A 20079-nucleotide genomic window follows, 5' to 3' on the forward strand; every position below is an offset into this window, starting at 1 on the left:
ATCCTTACGTATCATTTAAATCTTTTATCTGCACTCTTCCCGCAGAAGCCGATGTTGTTATCTCGTAAAAATCATATCCGCCTGAATTATTCTGCCTTCTGCTTGTCACCCTGATGGTCCCCGCCTGGCATGTTCCTCTTGAATTAAAGCTGATTCTCCCCCCGGCGCCGTACGCAGGAGTCGCATTCGTAATATCAACACTTACAGGAGGAACATAGGATTTTTCATACATACTGCCGTTTGAATCGCTTATATATATTGAATCCTGGGCCAGATTGACATCAACCCTGTATGTGGCGTTCATAGTTATCGCCATCTGCCTTGTAAGGCGAAGCATAGAGGCAACATTTTCAGCGGATTTTTTCAACTCCTGCCCGCTTCCGAATGTCTTCACAAACGGCACTATCATAGCCATCATAATAACCATAATACTTATGACAACCAGCAGTTCCGTCATCGTAAATGCATTATATTCTTTCTTTTTCATCGTCCTTTTCCCCGGACTGATTATTCATCCCAGTTGTTAATATCCCCTGTCTGCGTTCCCGAATTCGCCGAAGGCGTAAAATCGGCAGTGCCGTTGAAATCCGCGGTTGTGCCGTCCACACCCATCGAAAAGATATCAAACGAAAACCTGTTATGGTAAGGAGCGTCTCCCCCAGCTCCGTTATCATCATTCGATTCATAACAGATTTCATTTCCCCACGGGTCGACTATCTCATACCTGTTATCTCCGTCTCTGTCCGCCACACCTATCCTTTTATTCTTATCGCCCTTAAATTCCATATAAGGGCCCGCGGTGATACTGGCGTTCGTTCCGCCCGTCCACTGGGTGGTAAGGCTGTGATAGAGAGCTTCCGATGCGCGGTTATAAGCGGCGCTGCTCGCATGGTTATCATCCGGCGGAAAGTCGCCGAAATCCATCTCATACATTTTTATCGCCACGGCAATACTTTCTATCAAAGCCTTCGCTTTAACCTCAGCGGCTTTCTTCTGGGCGCTGCCGACAACGGGCATCAAAATGCCCGCAAGTATCGCTATTATGGCAATCACCGTCAGAAGTTCTATCAGGGTAAACCCGTTATATCTCTTTCTCATGACCAACCTCCGTTACCACCTGTTATAATTCGCAATATCGTCGCCGCTGCCGGCGGTTCTATCCGGACCGGCAGAATATATATCCACAGTAGCCGAATTATTCGCGGGGTTAATGGCGTCTATGCTGTATCTTTTTCCCCACGGATCCACCAAATTGCCGGCCGAATCCAGATCATTGGAAGAAACTTTCATATAAGGGCCGCGCCAGAAAAGTTCCGCCTCATAAATCTCTTCCATTGCTCCAAGATAATTTTGCACCATTAAAACACTCCCGTTAAGCGTAAAACCCGTAAGCCAGCTTATCAGCCAGTTTGTATTCTGCCCTGCGTTTATATTGGGATACCGCCCGAAATCCGACTCATACATGCTTATGGCAAGCTCCAGTTTACTTACCTCTGTTTTAGCTTTTTTTATCATCGCCGCCTGCTCAGCCCCTCTCAAAAAAGGGATTGTGATTCCCACCAGAATAATGATAACGGTAACCACCATCAGCATTTCAATAAGCGTGAACCCAATCAGAGAACTTTCATCTTTGATTCTCATTTCACTTCTTCTTTCTTCTGCTCTAATTCCTGTTTTTTCATTTCAATATAATTTGTCAGCGGCATTCCTCTGATAGAGGAAACTTTCCAGATATTTCCTGATTTTTTCATATCAACTTCTAAAAATACTTTATCATCATTAAACATGCTCTGGCAAAGGCCTGTCGCTGCGGCAATATATGAAAGATGAGCGTTTGTCCCTTCAATTGTTTCATTTTTTAACTCAATTTTTCCAAGAGATGCCCATACTGCGTCGGATTGAAGTCTTGTCTGGGACTGGGCATTTTGGGCAATTTCTTCCATTTTTTTCAATTCACGGAGAATGTCTTCGTTTGGCATTCCCTGATTTTTTAAAAACTTGGCATAATCTCTTTTTTGTTCTTCAATATCTTCTTTTGAAGAGCCATATGTATACTTTTCTACAGTCTTTTCTTTATTAAGTTTTAAAGCGGAAAGATAATCCCTGAAGCAATCATCGGGGCTCTTTGTTTTTGCGTAAGAAACACCCGGAAGAACAAACATAATTGTTAAAATAACGGCACAAACGATTTTTTTCATACCTTTTACTCCTTTTCCACATTATAAATAGAGCAATATTTATGCCAACTGAATTCTGAACTTAAACTACCTATATTAAATATACCATATTGTTACAATTTATCAACATTGTTACCAAATAGTAACATCAAAACATAAATCTTCTTGAGTAAATGGATTGCAGAAGACCTACGGCCACAAGCATGGTTATAAGAGATGACCCTCCATAACTTACAAACGGCAAAGGAAGCCCTGTTATCGGCATTATGCCTATGGTCATCCCGGCATTGATAAACAAATGCACCAGAAACAGCGCGCCTAACCCGCCGGCCGCAAGCCTCCCTTTTTCATCTCTCGACTCATTCGCTATTTTAAAAGCCAGAATAACAAGCACGGCAAAAAGGAATATGACAAGTATAGTGCCGAGAAAACCCCATTCCTCCCCGATAACGGAAAAAATGAAATCAGTATGGCGTTCGGGAAGAAAATCCAGTTGTGTCTGGGTCCCTTTAAGCCAGCCTTTCCCCAGAATGCCGCCCGAACCAACCGCTATTTTCGATTGTATAGACTGGTAGCCCACCCCTAAAGGGTCATGCTCAGGATTCAGGAATACTTTTATCCTCTCCTGCTGATAGGGTTTAAGCAAAAAATAACCGGGGACAGCGCATAACACGCCGGCAATAATAGTATATAAAATATCGACAGGCCTTGTGCCTGCGATATAAGCCAGGGCAAAAAAGACCGGTATCAGCACCAGGGCCGTTCCGAGGTCGGGCTGCTTCATTATCAGCACGATAGCCGGACCGATAAACAGAAAAGGGATTATTATGCAGTAAAGATACCCTTTCCTGTAATTGGGAAGTCCGGCATAATATTTCGCGAGAAAAAGTATCATTGTGATTTTGAAAAATTCGGACGGCTGAAGCCTGAAAAACCCGAATCTCAGCCATCTTTGCGCGCCAAGCGTTTTTGAACCGAAAAAAAGCACGCTTAAAAGAAGTATGATATTCACCGCGAAAAGCAAATACGCCGATGACACAAAATGTTTATAATCGATTTTCCATACCGCGAGGCAAAGGCACAGGCCTATTCCCGCCCACATTAACTGCCTTGTCGCAAATACGGATACAGGACCGTCGGGATGGTAAGAAGCGCTGTAAATAAACAGAAGTCCCAGGGCAATGAGCGCAAACACAGAGAAAGAAACCAAAAAATCACCGTGCCTGTACACATGGAATTTCTGCATTAAACTCCCAGCCGCCTTATAGAAAACTGCTAATTATTTTTAAGCTATATTTACCCGCCTTTGGCGGGGATAAAACTTTAAAAAACTTAATTTAACCACAGATAACACAGATAATCACAGATAAATACTATTTTAATACAGAAAAAACTTTAATAACTTATATTCATTTAATAATCCTTTGATATTCTATCTTAGGATAACTACCAAAGTTAATTAAAAACCCTAAACGGTTACCTGTAGCTTTTAAATAATTATGAATCTGCGCTTTGTGTTCTTCAGCAATAGCTTTTACCGCTTTTATTTCAACTATGATTTCATTAAAACATATGAAATCCGGTTCATATTTCTGATTTAGTTTATCTCCTTTATATTCTATCGTTAATAAAGGTTTTTCAATAAATGGGATATTAAAGTTATGAAATTCTATTTTTAAACATTCTTGATACACAGCTTCAAGAAAACCGTTGCCGATTTCATTATATACATCAAAACAAGCTCCAAGGATTTTATAGGCTTCATCTTTATATATAAACTCACTGTCTAACCCTATGTTTTTTACTTTTTTATTTATGTTCATTTACAGTTATCTTTTTTGCTGTTTCTATTCTTTGATTATTTAATGCTTTTCCCTATCTGTGTAAATCTGTGCTATCTGTGGTTCAAATATATTCTCTCTTTTTTGCTGTTTCTATTCTTTGATTATTTAATGCTTTTCCCTATCTGTGTAAATCTGTGCTATCTGTGGTTCAAATATATTCTCTCTTTTTTGCTGTTTGGATTAAGGAAATCACTCTACAAAACTTTCTGAATTATCAGGAAAGCCTCGACAACGAAGGGGTCAAAAAGGACGCCTTTGAATTTTCTGAGTTCATCGATCGCCGTTTCCAGAGTCAGCGCTTTACGGTAAGGCCTTTCTGTGGTCATAGCGTCAACCGTATCGGCGACATGAATTATCCTGGCGCCGATGGGAATGTCTTCGCCTTTCAGCCCTTCAGGGTATCCTGTGCCGTTAAATTCCTCATGATGATAAAGGATGCAGTCAAGCGCGTTTTCAAGAAACGAAAGGCCTTTCAACATTTTATAACCCTTTAAAGGATGCTGTTTGATAAGCTCGTATTCATCCTTTGTTAATTTGCCCGGCTTGAGAAGAATTTCATCTCTTATACCTATCTTTCCTATATCATGTAACAGCCCGGCCTGTTTTATGACTTCAATTTCCTTATGCGGAAGTTTCATGATTTCAGCTATCTGAACGGAAAAATCCGTGACTCTTTTTGAATGGCCGCTTGTATAATGGTCCCTGGCATCCAACGCTTCAGCGAGCACTTCAAGTGTGTTTAACGAGCTTTTCTCTATCTGCTGGTGGGCTAACTGGAGTTCTTTTGCATATATAAGGCTCTGCTGCCTTATTCTCTCCATCATTGAACGCGCCTTTTTCAGCTCATCATCGCCTGTTTTCATTGCTTTAAGGGCGTCGTTCAATTCTCTGGCGTATATCTTGGCCTGGTCGTAGCTTCTGCTTATCTCGGACTTAAGATTATCATAACTTTCGATCAATTTTGTATGTACATCACCTGTAATTTTTCCGGGCGCCGTGTTATTGTTTTTCTTTGTCATACACAACTCCACACTGCTGGTTATCCTCCAGTTTACACCGGAAAATCCCCCCAACTTTCCAAATGAACCGAAAACAGTTATATCCCTATTAAATTATACCACAAAAAAACGTCTTTTTAAGGCTCAGCTGCCCAGCAGGTCTTCGACTTTCTTTATTAGCTGAAGCGGGCTGAACGGCTTGACAAAATAATCATCGGCTCCAAATTGCTTGCCCTTTTCGATATCTTCCTCGGAGCCCTGGGAACTAAGCATAACAATAAAAATATTTTTGAATTCTTTGTCTTCTCTTATCCGGCGGCATACTTCAAAACCGTCAATCTCTCCCGGCAGCATAATATCAAGAAGGATTACATCGGGTTTTTCTTTTTTGATGATATTTATGGATTCTTTCCCTTCGCTGGCTTCCAGGATTTTATAGTTTTCATTTTTTAGGGTGATGGTGACTAACTCCCTTACTTCGGGCTGGTCATCAACTATCAGAATTTTTTTCAATTGTTCCTCCAATCAGATGCGGCCTAAAAATGGTAACCTTAACAATAGACTATTAAATATTACGCTATAAAGATATTTTTTTCAAGTAATTAGTCTGTTTTTCAGGAAAAAAATCACATTATTTTTTCTTATATCTCTCATAATATGACTTAAAAATACGTCCGGCAAGAGGAGCCGCCGAATGGCCGCCTGATTCTCCGCCTTCAATAAGCACTACAACAACAATTTCCGGGTTATCCCTCGGGGCAAACCCTCCGAACCACGCGTGCGTTCCGCTGCCTGCCTGGGCAGTCCCCGTTTTTCCGCAGACATCGAAACCCGGCGCCGCAGCCGCCGTTCCCGTTCCATGCGTCTCGTTAACCACCCTCCACATGGAATCCTTTATCATCTTATGTTTTTTTTCGCTTATCGGGAACGCGGACTTTTCAAACGGCAAAAACTCTTTGATCTTATCGCCCGTATTATGTTTTACCACGGAAAGAGCCACTCTGGGCCTGTACACTTTACCTCCGTTTGCGACCGCGGATAAAAAAACCGCGGATTGCAGGGGAGTTGTTAAAATATATCCCTGCCCTATTGACAGGTTAACCGTATCCCCGCTGTACCAGTTTTGCCCGAATTTTTCCTTTTTCCATTCCGCGCCCGGAAGATCGGGTGACACTTCGCCGTAAATGTCTATGCCTGTTTTCTGCCCATAGCCGTAATTTTCAGCTGTTTCAATTATCCTATCGACCCCGCAATTCAACCCCTCATTATAAAAATAAATATTGCACGAATATTTTATGGCATCCGTCAGGTCGACATAACCATGCCCTCTTTTTTCCCAGCAATTAAACACCCTGTCCCCAAAACTGAAACTGCCCGGGCAATGATGTTTTGTGTTTGCGGAAAAATCAGGCCTGTCAAGGGACGCCAGGGCGATAACCACTTTAAATACAGAACCGGGAGGATACATGCCGCCTATCGCCCTGTTCAGGAGAGGAAGGTCTTTACTTTTAATTATCAGGTCGATTTCTTCCTGCTCTACAAAACCCGAAAAAACGTTCGGGTCAAAATCGGGTTTTGACGACAGCGCAAGCACCTCTCCATTCCTCGGATCCAGGGCGATTGCTGCTCCTTTAACGCCGGACATAATATTTTCAACATCTTTCTGAAGGTCTATATCTATACTGGTGTATATGTCATATCCTCTAGAGGAAGGATGTGATTTCAATATCTTATCCCTGTAACCCCGGCTGTCAACCTGCACCTGCATACCGCCTTTTTCGCCTCTCAGATAACGCTCATATTCTTTTTCAAGCCCCGTAATACCGGTCATATCATCCGCGGAATATCCTTTGTCTTTATTTCTCTCATACTCATCCCTGCTTATCTTTCCGACATAACCTATAAGCGAACTTCCCGCATTGCTATAAACATAATTTCTCGCGGGGATCCTTTCTACGATGACACCGGGCAGGTCAAGCCGGTTTTCCTCTATTTGCGCAACTTCTTTTTCCTGTATATCCCTTTTAATCACAACGGGAGTATAGGGCCGCCACCTGTATTCCTTGAGTTTCTTCCGGACATAATCTTTGTCAAGCCCGAGAGCCTGTTCAAGGAAATACATGGTTTTATCCTTATCTTTAATATCTTCTTCAACCAGACAGACATTATACGAAGGCCTGTTGTCGGCAAGAAGCCTGCCGTTTCTGTCATAGATATTTCCGCGGAGAGGCATTGTCCTTATGATGCGGATCCTGTTATTCGCTGAATATTCACTGTATTTCGGATAATCCACAACCTGTATAATAAAAAGTTTAATCATCAGCACAAGTGCGAGGATTAAACCTAAAACAGCAATAATCCTCAGCCTGGGATGCATTTCATTTAACAGGCCCGGACCGATCATTTGTAGCGGACCTCTTTTTTGAAGATAAAGTCGAGCAGAGGAATTAAGATACAGCAGAAAGCAAGGTTAACAAACGCGAACGCGCTGAACTCTATATTCAGCATTCTGACTTTTCCGATGTCATGCATAATATTGGTAAAATTCACCGACACATACGCGAATATATACGAACAAAGCCATATCACGGTAAACTTTGTCGTCAAATGCTCCTTATACAGATGTTTCCTTATGAAAGTAATGACAAAAACGCTGATAAGAGACGCAATCATCATGCTTCCCATGGAACCGCCTGAAAAACAATCACTCAGGAAACCGGATATAAAAGCCACAAAACACCCTGGCCCGAATCCGAACAACAGCGCTGCGTAACATGTAATTATCAGCATTAAATCGGGTTTCACTCCCATTATCCTTGTCGGGCTTAAAAAAGCAACTTCGATGACCAACATGATAAGAATGATAATTATGAATTTTATTTTTAACATTAAGATCCCGCTTTTTAACTATTTTACTATAATCAGCACATTTTCTATCCTGTTAAAATCCACCTCGGGTTTCACCTTCGCGAATTTATTCAGTTCATCTTCTTCCGTATAAATGCTGATTATGGAGCCTATAAGAAGCCCTTTCTGGTAAATTCCGCCCATTCCCGAAGTAACAACGATATTATCTTTCTCAACTCCGGAGTTCCTGGATATATAAGACATTTTAAGCCCTCCGGCCCCGTCACCGGATACCATGCCCATATCCCTTGTCTCCTGTATCATAGCGCTGCATTTACTTTTAACATCATTAATAAGCAGGACACGGGAAATATCCTCATGTACTTCTATAACGTTTCCGACAAGCCCGGCTCCGGATACAACAACCATATTGCCCCTGATACCGTCCTTTGAACCTTTGTTTATGAGGATTGTCTTGTTCCAGTTTGAAATATCGCTGCCGATTACCTCGGCGGGTATGGTCTGGAACGGAACTCTTCTTTTAAATTCAAGAAGTTTTCTGAGCTGGGTGTTTTCGATTGCGGCTTCCCTGGATTCAAGGATATTTATTTTTAAGAGGTTATTTTCCTCTTTCAACCTTTCGTTTTCCGCGATTATGGACCTCAGTCTCGCAAAATCGGACAAGGACGAAATATTGTTCCTGATACTTTCCGTAATATTAAAGAAAGGATGGACGAGATTAACACAAAAATTCTTAACAGAGCCTGAAAACGGGCTGAAGGCAAGTATAAAAAACAAAGCGAGAATAATTGATAGTACAAAAGCCCTTTTCCGCCATAACATTTAAAGTCTACCTACGTTCCGCGCTTTCTCCGCACCTGAATTTTTTCAAGGAATTTCAGTTCGTCAAGGACCTTGCCTGCTCCAAGGGCAATCGCAGACAACGGGTCATCGGCAACATGTATAGGAAGCCCTGTTTCTTCGGCAAGAAGTTTATCAAGGCCTCTCATTAACGCTCCTCCGCCCGCGATAACTATACCCCTGTCAACAAGATCGGCCGCAAGTTCCGGAGGACATCTTTCGAGTGAAGTCCTTACAACTTCGATTATCGTGTTAACCGGCTGCATAAGAGCTTCCCTTATTTCTTCGGAACGGACGGTCAATGTTTTCGGAAGTCCCGCTATCTGGTCTCTTCCTTTGACTTCCATCGACACTTCTTCATCCAGCTTGTACGCGGAGCCGATTTTTATTTTTATATTTTCAGCGGTATTTTTACCGATGAGAAGATTATACTGGCGGTTCATATATTTTATTACGGCTTCATCCATTTCATCGCCGCCGGTCCTTATGCTTCTTGAAAACACTATACCCGCAAGAGAGATAATAGCCACTTCCGTCGTGCCGCCGCCGATATCAACTATCATATTGCCGGCCGGTTCCTGGACAGGAAGTCCCACTCCGATAGCCGCCGCCATAGGTTCTTCGATAAGGAAAACCTTTCTTGCTCCGGCATGCTCGGATGACTCAATAACGGCTCTTTTTTCAACCTCGGTAATACCCGAAGGGACAGCTATCACTATTCTCGGCCTGACAAGCGCTTTCCTGTTATGGACCTTCTGGATAAAATAACGCAGCATGTTTTCAGTTATTTCAAAATCGAATATCACGCCGTCTTTCATCGGCCTGACGGCTACAATATTTCCCGGAGTCCTTCCCAACATCCTTTTTGCTTCTTCTCCGACCGCCAGGACATTTGTCGTGCCTTCCTGTATGGCAACAACGGACGGCTCGCACAGTACAATTCCCCTGCCTTTGACATAAACCAGTGTGTTGGCTGTTCCCAGGTCAATACCTATATCGCTTGAGAAAAGACCGAAAATAGAATCCAGAAACATTTACTCCCCCTATCATGGAAGGCGTTTTAAAGCCGGTAGTTTAATTTTGAGTTTTTATCTGAAAACAGTTTATAATCCGAATTTTTTATACCAAACGGAACGGATAAAATCAACACTTTTTATTTTGCCGTTCTTCTTGTATTTTTTGAATTTTTTGTTTTTTTAGGATTCCTGCTGTTTGAATTTGTATTATTGCTGATATTTATATCTTTTTGGAACCTGGCGTAAGGGAATTTCTTTCCGGGGCATTCGGTGGATTCCCCTTTGATTTTTCCGTGAAAAAGAACCTTATTCTGAGGGATATTATACTTTTTCATGAGATCTTTTGTCAGCCATACCAGTGACCAGTACTGTTTTTCCGTCATGCTTTTTTCATTAAGGTTGCCGACTATGCATATCCCTATCCCCTGGATATTAAGCCATCTTTGCCTTACGTGCCCTCCTTCTATCTGGCGTTTCCATCTTGAACCGGTTTCTATCTGTCCGTTCCTTTTTCCGCTTGTCCCGTTATCTATCACAAAATGGTAAGCAAGCCCGTTCTTCATCCCTCTTCTCTTATGGGATTTGTCGAATATAGCAGCGTTTCCTGTAGCGGTAGCGCTGTGGTGTATGACTATATATTTCCAGTCGCCTTTTTGCGCTTCGGCCGGAACCGCGAAAACATCAGCGCGCAAGAACACGCATATCAATGCTAAAGAATAAAAAACACAGGATTTCAGATTGCGCGACATCCGCAGGATTCTCCTTTAGCTCTCTTTTCTTATTCAAAACAAGAACATTTTAATTTTTCAACCACAGATAACTCAGATTTACACAGATAGAAGACATTAAATACAAAAGAAAAATTTAAGAATTTATAGTTTTTTATTTTCAAACTATTTATATGTTTTTTTACTTTTTTATATGTGATTATCTATGTCATCCTCGCCAGAGGCGAGCAAGCAAAAAAGTCAAGCGCAGTAAAGCTCGGCGGGCTTTCAAGCGTCCCCGAAAAATTTATCCCTTAATCTCTCCCCCCTTAACCTCAACCTTAACCTCAACCTTAACCTATCTTCTATATCTCTTCATTTCAGCCGACAACCTTGCCGGCGTTTCGGCGATAATCACTATTTCATCATCCTTGTATTCGACCTTCTTTACATTTCCCATTTCATAAAACCTGTTTACAAGATGATAATCCCTGACGGGTATCCTGTATTCCTGCGTTACAAGGATTTTGTCTATCTCTGACTGGATTTTATCGTTAAGTTTTTCAAAACCCTGTTTCTTAAGGGCCGATATTTCTATCCCGTCGGGATAAAACCTCTTAAGCCCGGCGATATTACCCGCGGATGTTTCGATATCGCATTTATTGAAAACTTTTATTGCGGGCTTGCCGTCGGCTTTAAGTTCTTTGAGCACTTCTTTAACGGCTTTATCCTGTTCGAGCGCATCTTCACGGCTCGAATCAAGGATATAAAGCAACAGGTCCGACTCGGTGACTTCCTCAAGCGTCGCTTTAAAAGATTCGATAAGGCCGTGCGGAAGCTTGTTCAGGAAACCGACGGTATCGGTCAAAAGCACCTTCTGGCCCGACGGAAGAAAATACATCCTTGTTGTGGTATCAAGTGTAGCGAACAATTTATCTTCGACAAGGACTCCGGCGCCGGTCAGGGAGTTGAGTAATGTTGACTTGCCCGCGTTGGTATAACCTATTATGGATATGACAGTGACAGGGACAGCCTGGCGTTTTTTTCTTCTCAAACCCCGCGCTTCCCTCAGTTCCTTAAGTTTGGCGTCTAAATGATATATCCTCTCTTTAACCCGCCTCCTGTCGACTTCAAGCTGTCTTTCCCCGGGACCTCTCATCCCTATCCCGCCTTCCTGCCTCGAAAGATGGGTCCACGCCCTTCTCAACCTTGGAAGAAGGTATTCAAGCTGGGCCTTTTCTATCTGAAGTTTTCCTTCGGCCGTGACGGCGTGAAGAGCGAATATATCAAGTATAAGTTCGGTCCTGTCCAATACCTTTGTCTTGAGCTCTTCTGTCAGGTTCTTTTTCTGGGCAGGCGAAAGGTCGTCATCAAAAACAACCGTCGTCACACCCGCGCCTTCGCAAAACACCCGGATTTCCTCGAGTTTACCTTTGCCGACAAAATGAGCGGGCGTCGGGGCATTTCTCACCGTGGTAAATTCTTTTATAACGGTTCCGCCGGCGGTATATGCCAGCTGTTTAAGTTCTGCAAGGGAATCCCTGACATGCCATTTGTCTGAGGGCCCGTACTGCATGCCCACTGTCACGACTATCTCTTTTATTTTCTCTTTGCTGAGATCTACAATCTTTTTCAATATTACAAACCCTATTAACTATCAAAACACTTACTTTTAACCACAGATAACACAGATACACACAGATAAAACTTTTATTAAATCATCTAATAATTCTCTGATATTCTATTCCGGGATAGCTGCCAAAGTTAATTAAAAAACCTAAACGTTTACCTGTTACCTTTAAATAATTGTGTATTTGCGCTTTATGTTCTTCTGCTATAGATTTTACCGCCTTTATCTCAACAATAACTTCGTCAAAACATATAAAATCAGGTTCATATTTCTGCTTTAACTGTTCTCCCTTATACTTCACTGTCAATGACGGTTTTTCTATAAATGGAACTTTTCTTTTAGAAAACTCTATTCTCAAACATTCTTGATATATCGCCTCAAGAAAACCAGTTCCAAGTTCATTATATACCTCAAAACAAGCGCCAAGAATTTTATATGCTTCATTCTTGTATATAAATTCATTATCTAATACTGCGTTTTTTGTCTTGCTGTCTATATACATTTATTATTCCTTTTTATACTTTCCCCGGTTAATATTTCTTTTGCTCACTTGTCTTATATACTTATGTGCTTTTAAACTATTTTTATCTATCTGTGATTATCTATGGTTGCTATTTTTAATAGTGTTTATATCTTTTTTTATCTGTGTAATCTGCGTCATCTGTGGTTACTATTTTAAAGTGTTTATATATTTTTTATCTGTGTAATCTGTGTCATCTGTGGTTACTATTTTAAAGTGTTTATATATTTTTTATCTGTGTAATCTGTGTCATCTGTGGTTACTATGTTCTGATTTTAATACAGTTTTCAATTTTCTCCGCAACCTCCGCCGCCGTCATATCATCAACCTTTATCCAGTTCACCCATTTTTCCTTCCTGAACCATGTCATCTGCCTCTTCGCGAAATTCCTCGTATTCTTTTTAAGCGCTTCAATCGCCTCATCCAGTGTAACACTTCCTTCAAAACAAGGGATAAATTCTTTGTAACCTATCGCCTGCACAGCGGTGGAATCTTTAAAATCAGGGGATTTAATAACTTTTTCGGCCTCTTCAGCCAAACCGGCTTTAACCATTCTGTCGACCCGTTCTTCGATCCTCCTGTAAAGCCCGGCTCTGTCCATATCAAGCCCGAATACAACGCATCTTCTTCCGAATATCTCGGGTCTTTTTGCGGTATCCCAGTTCCCGTTTTCCGAAAATTTCTTTCCGGAAACATAATAGACTTCCAAAGCGCGGATAATCCTTCTCCTGTTATGGGGCCCGATCGATTGCGCCGCTTCGGGGTCAGTTGACTTTAACTCTTTATAAAGTTCTTTTGTGTCTTTCAACTCCGCTTTGCCCCTGAAATCCTTATCTCCGGGACAGGTTTCTTTCAGCCCGTAGAGCAGGCCTCTCGCATATAGTCCTGTCCCTCCCGCGACGATAACATTCTTCTTTTTCGCCAATATCTCTTTTATGCATTTTAAAGCGCTCTCGACAAAAATTCCGGCGTTATATTCTTCATTAATGCTTTTAATATTTATAAGGTGGTATTTTATTTTTCCTAATTCGGCGGAAGACGGCTTTGCTGTCCCTATATTAAGGCATTTATACACCTGCATAGAGTCTGCCGAAATCACCTCAGCGTCTATTTTTTCGGCAAGTTTAACGGCAATTCCGGTCTTGCCCGCGGCGGTAGGCCCGACAATAAATATAATGGGAAAATTTTTACTGTTTTTAATCTTTATAATCTCTTTTAAACCATTTTTGTATCATATCTTTTTCTATCCTCACTTTAACGGGCCTGCCATGGGGACAGGTGTCGGGATATTCCGTCTTCGATAATCCGTCCAGTATGCTTTTCATACCGAGCGCATCAAGCTTATCTCCAGCTTTGACGGACCGCCTGCAGGCAAACATCTTCGCCATTTTTTCGGTTCTCTCTTTCATATCCCTGTATTTTTCTCTTACCATCATATCCGCTAAATCCTTAAACACGATTTCGATATCGAACGCGGGAAGGAATGAAGGCATCCCCTCTATCCTGTAAGCTTCCTGCCCGAACGGTTCTATCTCAAAACCCATTGATGTAAGTTCTCCTTTTATCTCCGATATTTTCTCGAACTGGGCTTTTTGCAGCTCAAGTATCACCGGGCTTAAAAGAAACTGGACAGAAGGCTTATCCCCTTCAAGAGAACCGAGCAGTTTCTCGTAATTAATCCTTTCCTGCGCGGCGTGCTGGTCTATAAGAAAAAGCTCGCTGTTCTCTTCTATTATTATATACGTGTTATCGAACTGTCCGATTAACCTGTATCCGGGCATTTCCCTTGCCGAGGAAACAGCAAATTCTTCCTGTTTTTCTTTTACATGCGGGATATCCGCCGCTTCGGAAGAAGGCCGCCGCTTTTGATATGACGGAATGCCTTCCCTGATTTTATCTTCAAAAACCACGGAAACAGCTTCCGATACCAAAGACCTTATGCTTTTCTCATCTTTGAATTTTATCTCTCTCTTGGACGGGTGGACATTCACATCGAAAGCGGACGGCTCCAGTTCTATCATCAATAAACACACGGGATAGCGGTCTTTACCCATCGAATTCCTGTAGGATTCGGCCAGGGCATAGGAAAGAACGTTGCTTTTGACCGGCCTGCCGTTGACAAAAAAGAATTGCTGGCTTCTGTCCGAACGGTTTAACGACGGCCTGCCTGCCATGCCTTTAACGGAAATACTGCCGGCTGAAAAATCTATTGCCGCATATTCCTTCGCGAATTCTCCGGATATAAGTCTTGATGCGATATGCTCCAGTGAATCTTTTTCCGAAAAAACAAACGCCGGCTTGCCGTCTTTAGTGTATTTGAAAAAGACATCCCTGCGCGAAAGCGCGTATTCAGCCATTATCCTGTCGCACCAGTATTCTTCCGTCGCGGTGCTTTTTAAAAACTTTTTCCTGGCGGGAACATTGAAAAATAAATCCCGGATCCTGACCGTTGTCCCGCGCGAAGCTCCTGTTTTTTCCACAAATTTTATTTTCCCGCCGTCAACAAACATCCTGTCGCCTTCGCTCTTGCCGCGCCGCATGGATATTATCTCCGTTTTTGATACGGCGGAAATGCTGGAAAGGGCCTCACCCCTGAACCCGAGTGATTTTAATCTGTCTATATCGGCAAAATCTTTTATTTTACTTGTCGCGTGGCGCTCAACGGCAAGTATAAGGTCATCCCTGTCCATTCCTTCGCCGTCATCTTTTATAAGAATGGATGATTTGCCGCCGGCGGTTATCTCCGCTTCTATCCTTTTTGAACCCGCGTCAATAGCGTTCTCGATAAGTTCCTTTAAAACAGAAGCCGGCCTTTCGACAACCTCGCCGGCGGCTATTTTATTTATGACACTATCTGATAAAATCCGTATCTTGCCCATAATAAATATAATTACTGAGTTAGTAAGTTACCGGGTTATTGAGTATCTGTATCATTAAACTTTTCTTTAAGTTCCTTCAGTTTCAAAAGCCCCTGTATGGGGGTCATATTCTCTATATCTATTTTTTCAAGCTCTTCCTCCACCGGATGCTTGCCTCCAAGGAAAAGGTTCATCTGTCCCGCGTCAGTAACCTTCCCTGCCCTGGACTTCTGGATGGTAATATTTTCCCTGGCATTTTCCTCAAGCACCTCGAGTATTTCCTTTGCCCTGCTGATTACCTGCCGCGGAAGCCCGGCAAGCCGCGCGACATGTATCCCGTAACTTTTATCGGTCCCGCCCCTGACTATTTTCCTTACGAAATGGATTTCGTCATTCCATTCCTTCACGGCTATATTGTAATTTTTGATTCCCGGCAGAAGCTCTTCAAGTTCCGTCAATTCGTGGTAATGCGTGGCAAACAGTGTTTTGGCATGCGCTTTCCGGGAATTATGCAGGAACTCGGCAACCGCCCACGCTATGCTTATGCCGTCGAACGTGCTTGTTCCCCTACCTATTTCATCCAGGATAACAAGGCTTTTTGACGTCGCATTGTTAAGTATATTTGCCGTTTCTATCATCTCGACCATAAAAGTGGATTGGCCTTTCGATAATTCATCCGACGCGCCGACCCTTGTAAATATCCTGTCTGTCGTGCCTATCACGGCCCTGTCGGCGGGTATATAAATTCCCATCTGCGCCATAAGCACTACAAGCGCGGTCTGCCTTATATACGTTGATTTTCCCGCCATGTTAGGCCCGGTTATTATAAGCACCTGGTTCTCGGAATTATCCAGATAAACATCGTTGGGTATGAACTTTTCCCCTATAAGGATATTCTCGAGAACGGGATGCCTCCCCGCTTTGATTTCTATAATATCGTCTTCGTTTATTGCCGGGCACGTGTAATTGTTCTCCACGGCAAGCAGAGCCATTGAAGAGAGCAAATCAAGCAAAGCGACAGCGGATGAAGCTTTTTTTATCCTGGCCGCTTCATTCACGATTTTATCTTTTATCCCGAGAAACAGGCTGTATTCAAGTTCCTTCATCTTATCCTGCGCGTTGAGGACCTTTGTCTCGTGCTCCTTAAGTTCCGGCGTAATAAAGCGCTCGCTGTTAACAAGCGTCTGCTTCCTTATATAATTTTCCGGCGCCATATCCAGGTTCGATTTAGTGATTTCGATATAATATCCGAACACTTTGTTATACCTGACTTTCAGGCTTTTGATCCCTGTCTTTTTAATTTCCTCTTCCTGGAGTTTCTTCAGCCAGTCTTTTCCTGAAGCCGTTATCTCCTTCAGGGCGTCAAGTTCGGCATTATACCCTTTTTTAATCATTCCCCCGTCTTTTACGGATACGGGAGGCGCGTCTTCAATTGATCCCTCTATTAATCCGGTGATATCATCAAAATCAGATATATCATTCTTCGCCCCTTCGGCAAGAACGGAAGAATAAATCTTCAGGTCTTCTTTTATTCCCGGAAGAAGAAGCAACGCGTTTCTGAGGGAGATAAGGTCTCTCCCGTTGGCATAACCGCAGCTTATCCTGCCGAGCGTCCTTTCAACATCTGTCATCTTTTTCAGGCTGTCTGCGATTTTTCTTGTAACGCTCAGGTTAGAAATAAACTCCGTGATGGAATTCTGGCGGTTGAGGATATCGTCTATCCTCACAAGGGGCTGTTTTATCCACTGCGAAAGCAGTCTTGAACCCATTGAAGTGGCCGTCCTGTCAAGCACGGCAAAAAGGGTGCTCTTTTTTTCTCCCCTTGAATTTTCCAGCAATTCAAGGTTTCTCTGCGTCGCCGTATCTATCATCATAAACTCGGACGACGCGTACAGCCTGAATGTCTTAATGTGGTTAAGCTGTTCTTTGAGCTTATCCTGCGCGTAATGGATAGCCGCCCCCGCGGAAGATATGGCGGGAAACATCCCCTTCGCGCCGAAACCGTCAAGCGACTTCACTTCAAGCAGGTCGGCTATCGCGGAATAAGCGGAGGAATAATCAAAAAGCCAGTCTTCAAGGACGGCTTCGGAGATATTCATTTTCTTTCTCACTCTCGAATATTCTTCATCGTCGGCGAGTTTATCGCTGATAATAAGCTCCGAAGGTTTTATTTTTTCAAGTTCGTTGATTACATCTTCGATATAGGAAAACTCGGTCGCCAGAAGCTCCCCCGTGCTGACATCAAGAAAAGACACCCCCCAAACTCCGCCGGCTCTGCATAAAGCGGCAAGGTAATTATTGCTTTTCTCATCAAGCACCGACGCGTTGAGCGCTGTTCCGGGAGTAATGACTTTTACGACTTCCCTTTTGACGATACCTTTCGCCTTCGACGGGTCTTCCATCTGCTCGCATATGGCGACTTTAAACCCCTGCCTGATAAGTTTTGCTATATATGACTCCGCGGCATGATAGGGAATACCGCACATCGGCACGCTGTGGCGCGCGGTCAACGCCAGATTGATAGCTTTTGAAGCCGTCTTGGCGTCGTCATAAAACATCTCATAAAAATCACCGAGCCTGAAAAAAAGGATACAATCGGGATGATCCTTTTTGATCTTCCTGTATTGCTGCATCATCGGCGTCAGGTTGTTATCTTCCGTCATCTGGCTATCATTGCTTCCGGGCTTTTGGGATAATTTTTTTTCAGCATTTTTACATAGGCCTCGGCATTCGATTTTTCTCCGAGGTTTCTAAAGCATTCCGATATCATAAACAGCAGTGTCGAACTGATTTCGCATTTGGGGTTCATATTATATACCCATGTGTAAACATTCAGCGCCTTGCGGTAATCTTTATCAGTAAAATATGAGTCTCCTATTCCCGCCTGGCTCAGAACCGCCATTCCCGAATTCGGGTAAATATCCATCGAAAGCTCAAAAAACATTCTCGCTTTCTCGCCCTTCTGCATTCCCAGACAGCACTGCCCCATCCAGTAATATATTTCGGATTTGACGGAATGGTCTTTTACTTCTTTGGCTTCGCCCTCGTAGATATCAAAAGCTTTCTGGTATTCTTTACGGCTGTAATAGCCTGCCGCCTTTTTAAAATCCGCGGGGCCCGCCGATACCACAGCCGGGAACAATACAGCGAAGACAAAAATTAAATATTTATGTTTTAACATCATTTATCCGTTAATTTTCCGCGAAGGACCGACGAACTTGCCGAACCGGGAACAAAACCGGCTACATCGCCTTTAGCGTGTTTACCGGGCTCGAATAAGGCTATAACATTCTGCCTTGTCCTTCCCGTTGAGATGTTTTTATCTTTTCTGCTCGGGCCTTCGATAAGGACTTCCAGTTTTTTTTCGATAAGTTTTTTATTCTTCCGTACGCTTATTTCATCCTGGAGATCGAGCAGTTCCCTGTTTCTCTCAAGCTTGACTTTAGAAGGGACATCATCATCCAGTTCAGCGGCTTTCGTTCCGCTCCTTGGCGAATATTTAAAAATAAAAGAGCTGTTAAATTCTATCTCCTTAAAAGCTTTTACGGTTTGCCGGAAATCTTGTTCGGTCTCACCCGGAAAACCCACGATTATATCAGTGCTGACTGCAATATCCTTAACATTTTTCCTGAGTTTATCAACAATTTTCAGGTAATCCGCGTAAGTGTAACCCCTGTTCATCAGTTTTAGTATCTTATCAGAACCTGATTGCAAAGGAAAATGTATACTTTCACACACCTTATCAAGCGCCTCGACCGCTCTTATCAGCCTGTCCGAAATATCTTTGGGATGAGAAGTCATAAACCTTATTCTTTCAAGCCCGGATATTTTATCTATCTTTTCAAGAAGCCCCGTGAAATCTATTTTCTCATGAAGCCCCCTGCCGTATGAATTTACATTCTGCCCCAGCAGGCACACTTCCTTATAGCCTGAATCCGAGAGCTCCTTTATTTCATCAATTATTTCAAAAGAAGGCCTGCTTACCTCGTGGCCCCTCACGTAAGGCACAATGCAGTATGAACAGAAATTTTCGCATCCCCTCATCACGTAAACAAAAGCCTTTACGTCATGCATTCTTTTATATACCGCCGGTTCGGTTATTTTTCTCCTGCCGCAAAGGCGCGATATCTGCCGCCTTCCTGCCATCGCTTCGGCTACCAGTTCCGGGATTGCATCTATTTCCCTTGTCCCTACTGTAAAATCCAGGTGTTTGAACCTTCTTAAAAGCTGCTCGCCTCTCTGCTGGGCAAGGCATCCCGCCACGCCTATCACCAGTTTTTTATTCGCGTCTTTCAGTTTTTTGAGAGCGCCTATTTTCCCCAGCGCCTTTTTCTCCGCAAGGTCCCTCACGGTGCATGTGTTAAGGATTATCACATCCGCGTCTTTCTCTGAAGAAACCGTCTCATAACCCAGCTCCGACATCGCCCCCGCCATCGCCTCCGAGTCGAGCTCGTTCATCTGACACCCATAGGTCTTTAAGAAAACTCGAAGACCTATGGGTGTCACTCCGAACTCAGGCGAGCAAAATGTCGAAGCCTTTTTTTGCTGAGAGATTTTGCCGCTGTTTTGAGTTTGGAGCAAACCGCTATCAATATTTATATTTGTACGTTCTTTTTTCATT

At 42.9% G+C, this 20079-nt stretch carries 20 protein-coding genes; all 20 read right to left on the reverse strand.

Annotation, left to right across the window (positions count from 1 at the left end):
• Positions 1 to 4: 4 nt before the first annotated feature.
• Positions 5 to 487, reverse strand: coding sequence for a GspH/FimT family pseudopilin (locus M0R36_00660; GenBank protein MCK9554320.1), 483 nt, complete (start codon positions 485 to 487; stop codon positions 5 to 7).
• A gap of 20 nt (positions 488 to 507) precedes the next feature.
• On the reverse strand, positions 508 to 1098 hold the full coding sequence (locus M0R36_00665) for a prepilin-type N-terminal cleavage/methylation domain-containing protein (GenBank protein ID MCK9554321.1): 591 nt from the start codon (positions 1096 to 1098) through the stop codon (positions 508 to 510).
• Between the two features lie 12 nt (positions 1099 to 1110).
• Positions 1111 to 1641, reverse strand: coding sequence for a type II secretion system protein GspG (locus M0R36_00670; protein MCK9554322.1), 531 nt, complete (start codon positions 1639 to 1641; stop codon positions 1111 to 1113).
• Positions 1638 to 2198 (reverse strand): hypothetical protein, encoded by a 561-nt coding sequence (locus M0R36_00675; GenBank protein ID MCK9554323.1) that lies wholly within the window; start codon positions 2196 to 2198, stop codon positions 1638 to 1640. Before M0R36_00675 ends, M0R36_00670 begins: the two co-directional genes overlap by 4 nt.
• 127 nt (positions 2199 to 2325) lie before the next feature.
• Positions 2326 to 3423: a rod shape-determining protein RodA gene (rodA, locus tag M0R36_00680; GenBank protein ID MCK9554324.1), complete on the reverse strand. Its 1098-nt coding sequence runs from the start codon at positions 3421 to 3423 to the stop codon at positions 2326 to 2328.
• 163 nt (positions 3424 to 3586) lie between these two features.
• Positions 3587 to 4000, reverse strand: a complete 414-nt coding sequence (locus M0R36_00685; protein MCK9554325.1) for a GxxExxY protein — start codon at positions 3998 to 4000, stop codon at positions 3587 to 3589.
• Positions 4001 to 4215: 215 nt separating this feature from the next.
• Entirely contained in the window at positions 4216 to 5040 is an 825-nt protein-coding gene (locus tag M0R36_00690; protein MCK9554326.1) for an HD domain-containing protein, read from the reverse strand.
• A gap of 123 nt (positions 5041 to 5163) precedes the next feature.
• Positions 5164 to 5532: a response regulator gene (locus tag M0R36_00695; GenBank protein ID MCK9554327.1), complete on the reverse strand. Its 369-nt coding sequence runs from the start codon at positions 5530 to 5532 to the stop codon at positions 5164 to 5166.
• A gap of 118 nt (positions 5533 to 5650) precedes the next feature.
• The gene (gene mrdA / locus M0R36_00700) at positions 5651 to 7423 is read right to left on the reverse strand and encodes a penicillin-binding protein 2 (protein ID MCK9554328.1); all 1773 of its coding nucleotides are present in this window, start codon (positions 7421 to 7423) and stop codon (positions 5651 to 5653) included.
• Entirely contained in the window at positions 7420 to 7908 is a 489-nt protein-coding gene (gene mreD, locus M0R36_00705) for a rod shape-determining protein MreD (GenBank protein ID MCK9554329.1), read from the reverse strand. The genes mrdA and mreD overlap by 4 nt, the downstream gene beginning before the upstream one ends.
• 18 nt (positions 7909 to 7926) lie before the next feature.
• On the reverse strand, positions 7927 to 8709 hold the full coding sequence (gene mreC / locus M0R36_00710; GenBank protein MCK9554330.1) for a rod shape-determining protein MreC: 783 nt from the start codon (positions 8707 to 8709) through the stop codon (positions 7927 to 7929).
• 11 nt (positions 8710 to 8720) lie between these two features.
• Positions 8721 to 9761 carry a rod shape-determining protein gene (locus M0R36_00715; GenBank protein ID MCK9554331.1) on the reverse strand — a complete coding sequence of 347 codons (1041 nt, stop codon included), beginning with the start codon at positions 9759 to 9761 and terminating at the stop codon, positions 8721 to 8723.
• 119 nt (positions 9762 to 9880) lie between these two features.
• Positions 9881 to 10492 carry an N-acetylmuramoyl-L-alanine amidase gene (locus tag M0R36_00720; GenBank protein ID MCK9554332.1) on the reverse strand — a complete coding sequence of 204 codons (612 nt, stop codon included), beginning with the start codon at positions 10490 to 10492 and terminating at the stop codon, positions 9881 to 9883.
• Positions 10493 to 10808: 316 nt separating this feature from the next.
• Positions 10809 to 12086 (reverse strand): GTPase HflX, encoded by a 1278-nt coding sequence (hflX, locus tag M0R36_00725; protein MCK9554333.1) that lies wholly within the window; start codon positions 12084 to 12086, stop codon positions 10809 to 10811.
• Between the two features lie 82 nt (positions 12087 to 12168).
• Positions 12169 to 12582 (reverse strand): GxxExxY protein, encoded by a 414-nt coding sequence (locus M0R36_00730; protein MCK9554334.1) that lies wholly within the window; start codon positions 12580 to 12582, stop codon positions 12169 to 12171.
• A 280-nt stretch (positions 12583 to 12862) separates the two neighbouring features.
• Positions 12863 to 13735: a tRNA (adenosine(37)-N6)-dimethylallyltransferase MiaA gene (miaA, locus tag M0R36_00735; protein MCK9554335.1), complete on the reverse strand. Its 873-nt coding sequence runs from the start codon at positions 13733 to 13735 to the stop codon at positions 12863 to 12865.
• A gap of 61 nt (positions 13736 to 13796) precedes the next feature.
• The gene (mutL, locus tag M0R36_00740) at positions 13797 to 15479 is read right to left on the reverse strand and encodes a DNA mismatch repair endonuclease MutL (protein MCK9554336.1); all 1683 of its coding nucleotides are present in this window, start codon (positions 15477 to 15479) and stop codon (positions 13797 to 13799) included.
• Positions 15480 to 15514: 35 nt separating this feature from the next.
• Complete coding sequence (gene mutS / locus M0R36_00745) at positions 15515 to 18121, reverse strand: DNA mismatch repair protein MutS (GenBank protein MCK9554337.1); 2607 nt, start codon at positions 18119 to 18121, stop codon at positions 15515 to 15517.
• Positions 18118 to 18642 carry a tetratricopeptide repeat protein gene (locus tag M0R36_00750; GenBank protein ID MCK9554338.1) on the reverse strand — a complete coding sequence of 175 codons (525 nt, stop codon included), beginning with the start codon at positions 18640 to 18642 and terminating at the stop codon, positions 18118 to 18120. The genes mutS and M0R36_00750 overlap by 4 nt, the downstream gene beginning before the upstream one ends.
• Positions 18639 to 20078 carry a tRNA (N6-isopentenyl adenosine(37)-C2)-methylthiotransferase MiaB gene (miaB, locus tag M0R36_00755; protein MCK9554339.1) on the reverse strand — a complete coding sequence of 480 codons (1440 nt, stop codon included), beginning with the start codon at positions 20076 to 20078 and terminating at the stop codon, positions 18639 to 18641. The genes M0R36_00750 and miaB overlap by 4 nt, the downstream gene beginning before the upstream one ends.
• Between the last annotated feature and the right edge of the window lies 1 nt (position 20079).

The organism is bacterium (assembly GCA_023228325.1).
GTDB lineage: Bacteria > Auribacterota > UBA6266 > UBA6266 > UBA6266 > UBA6266.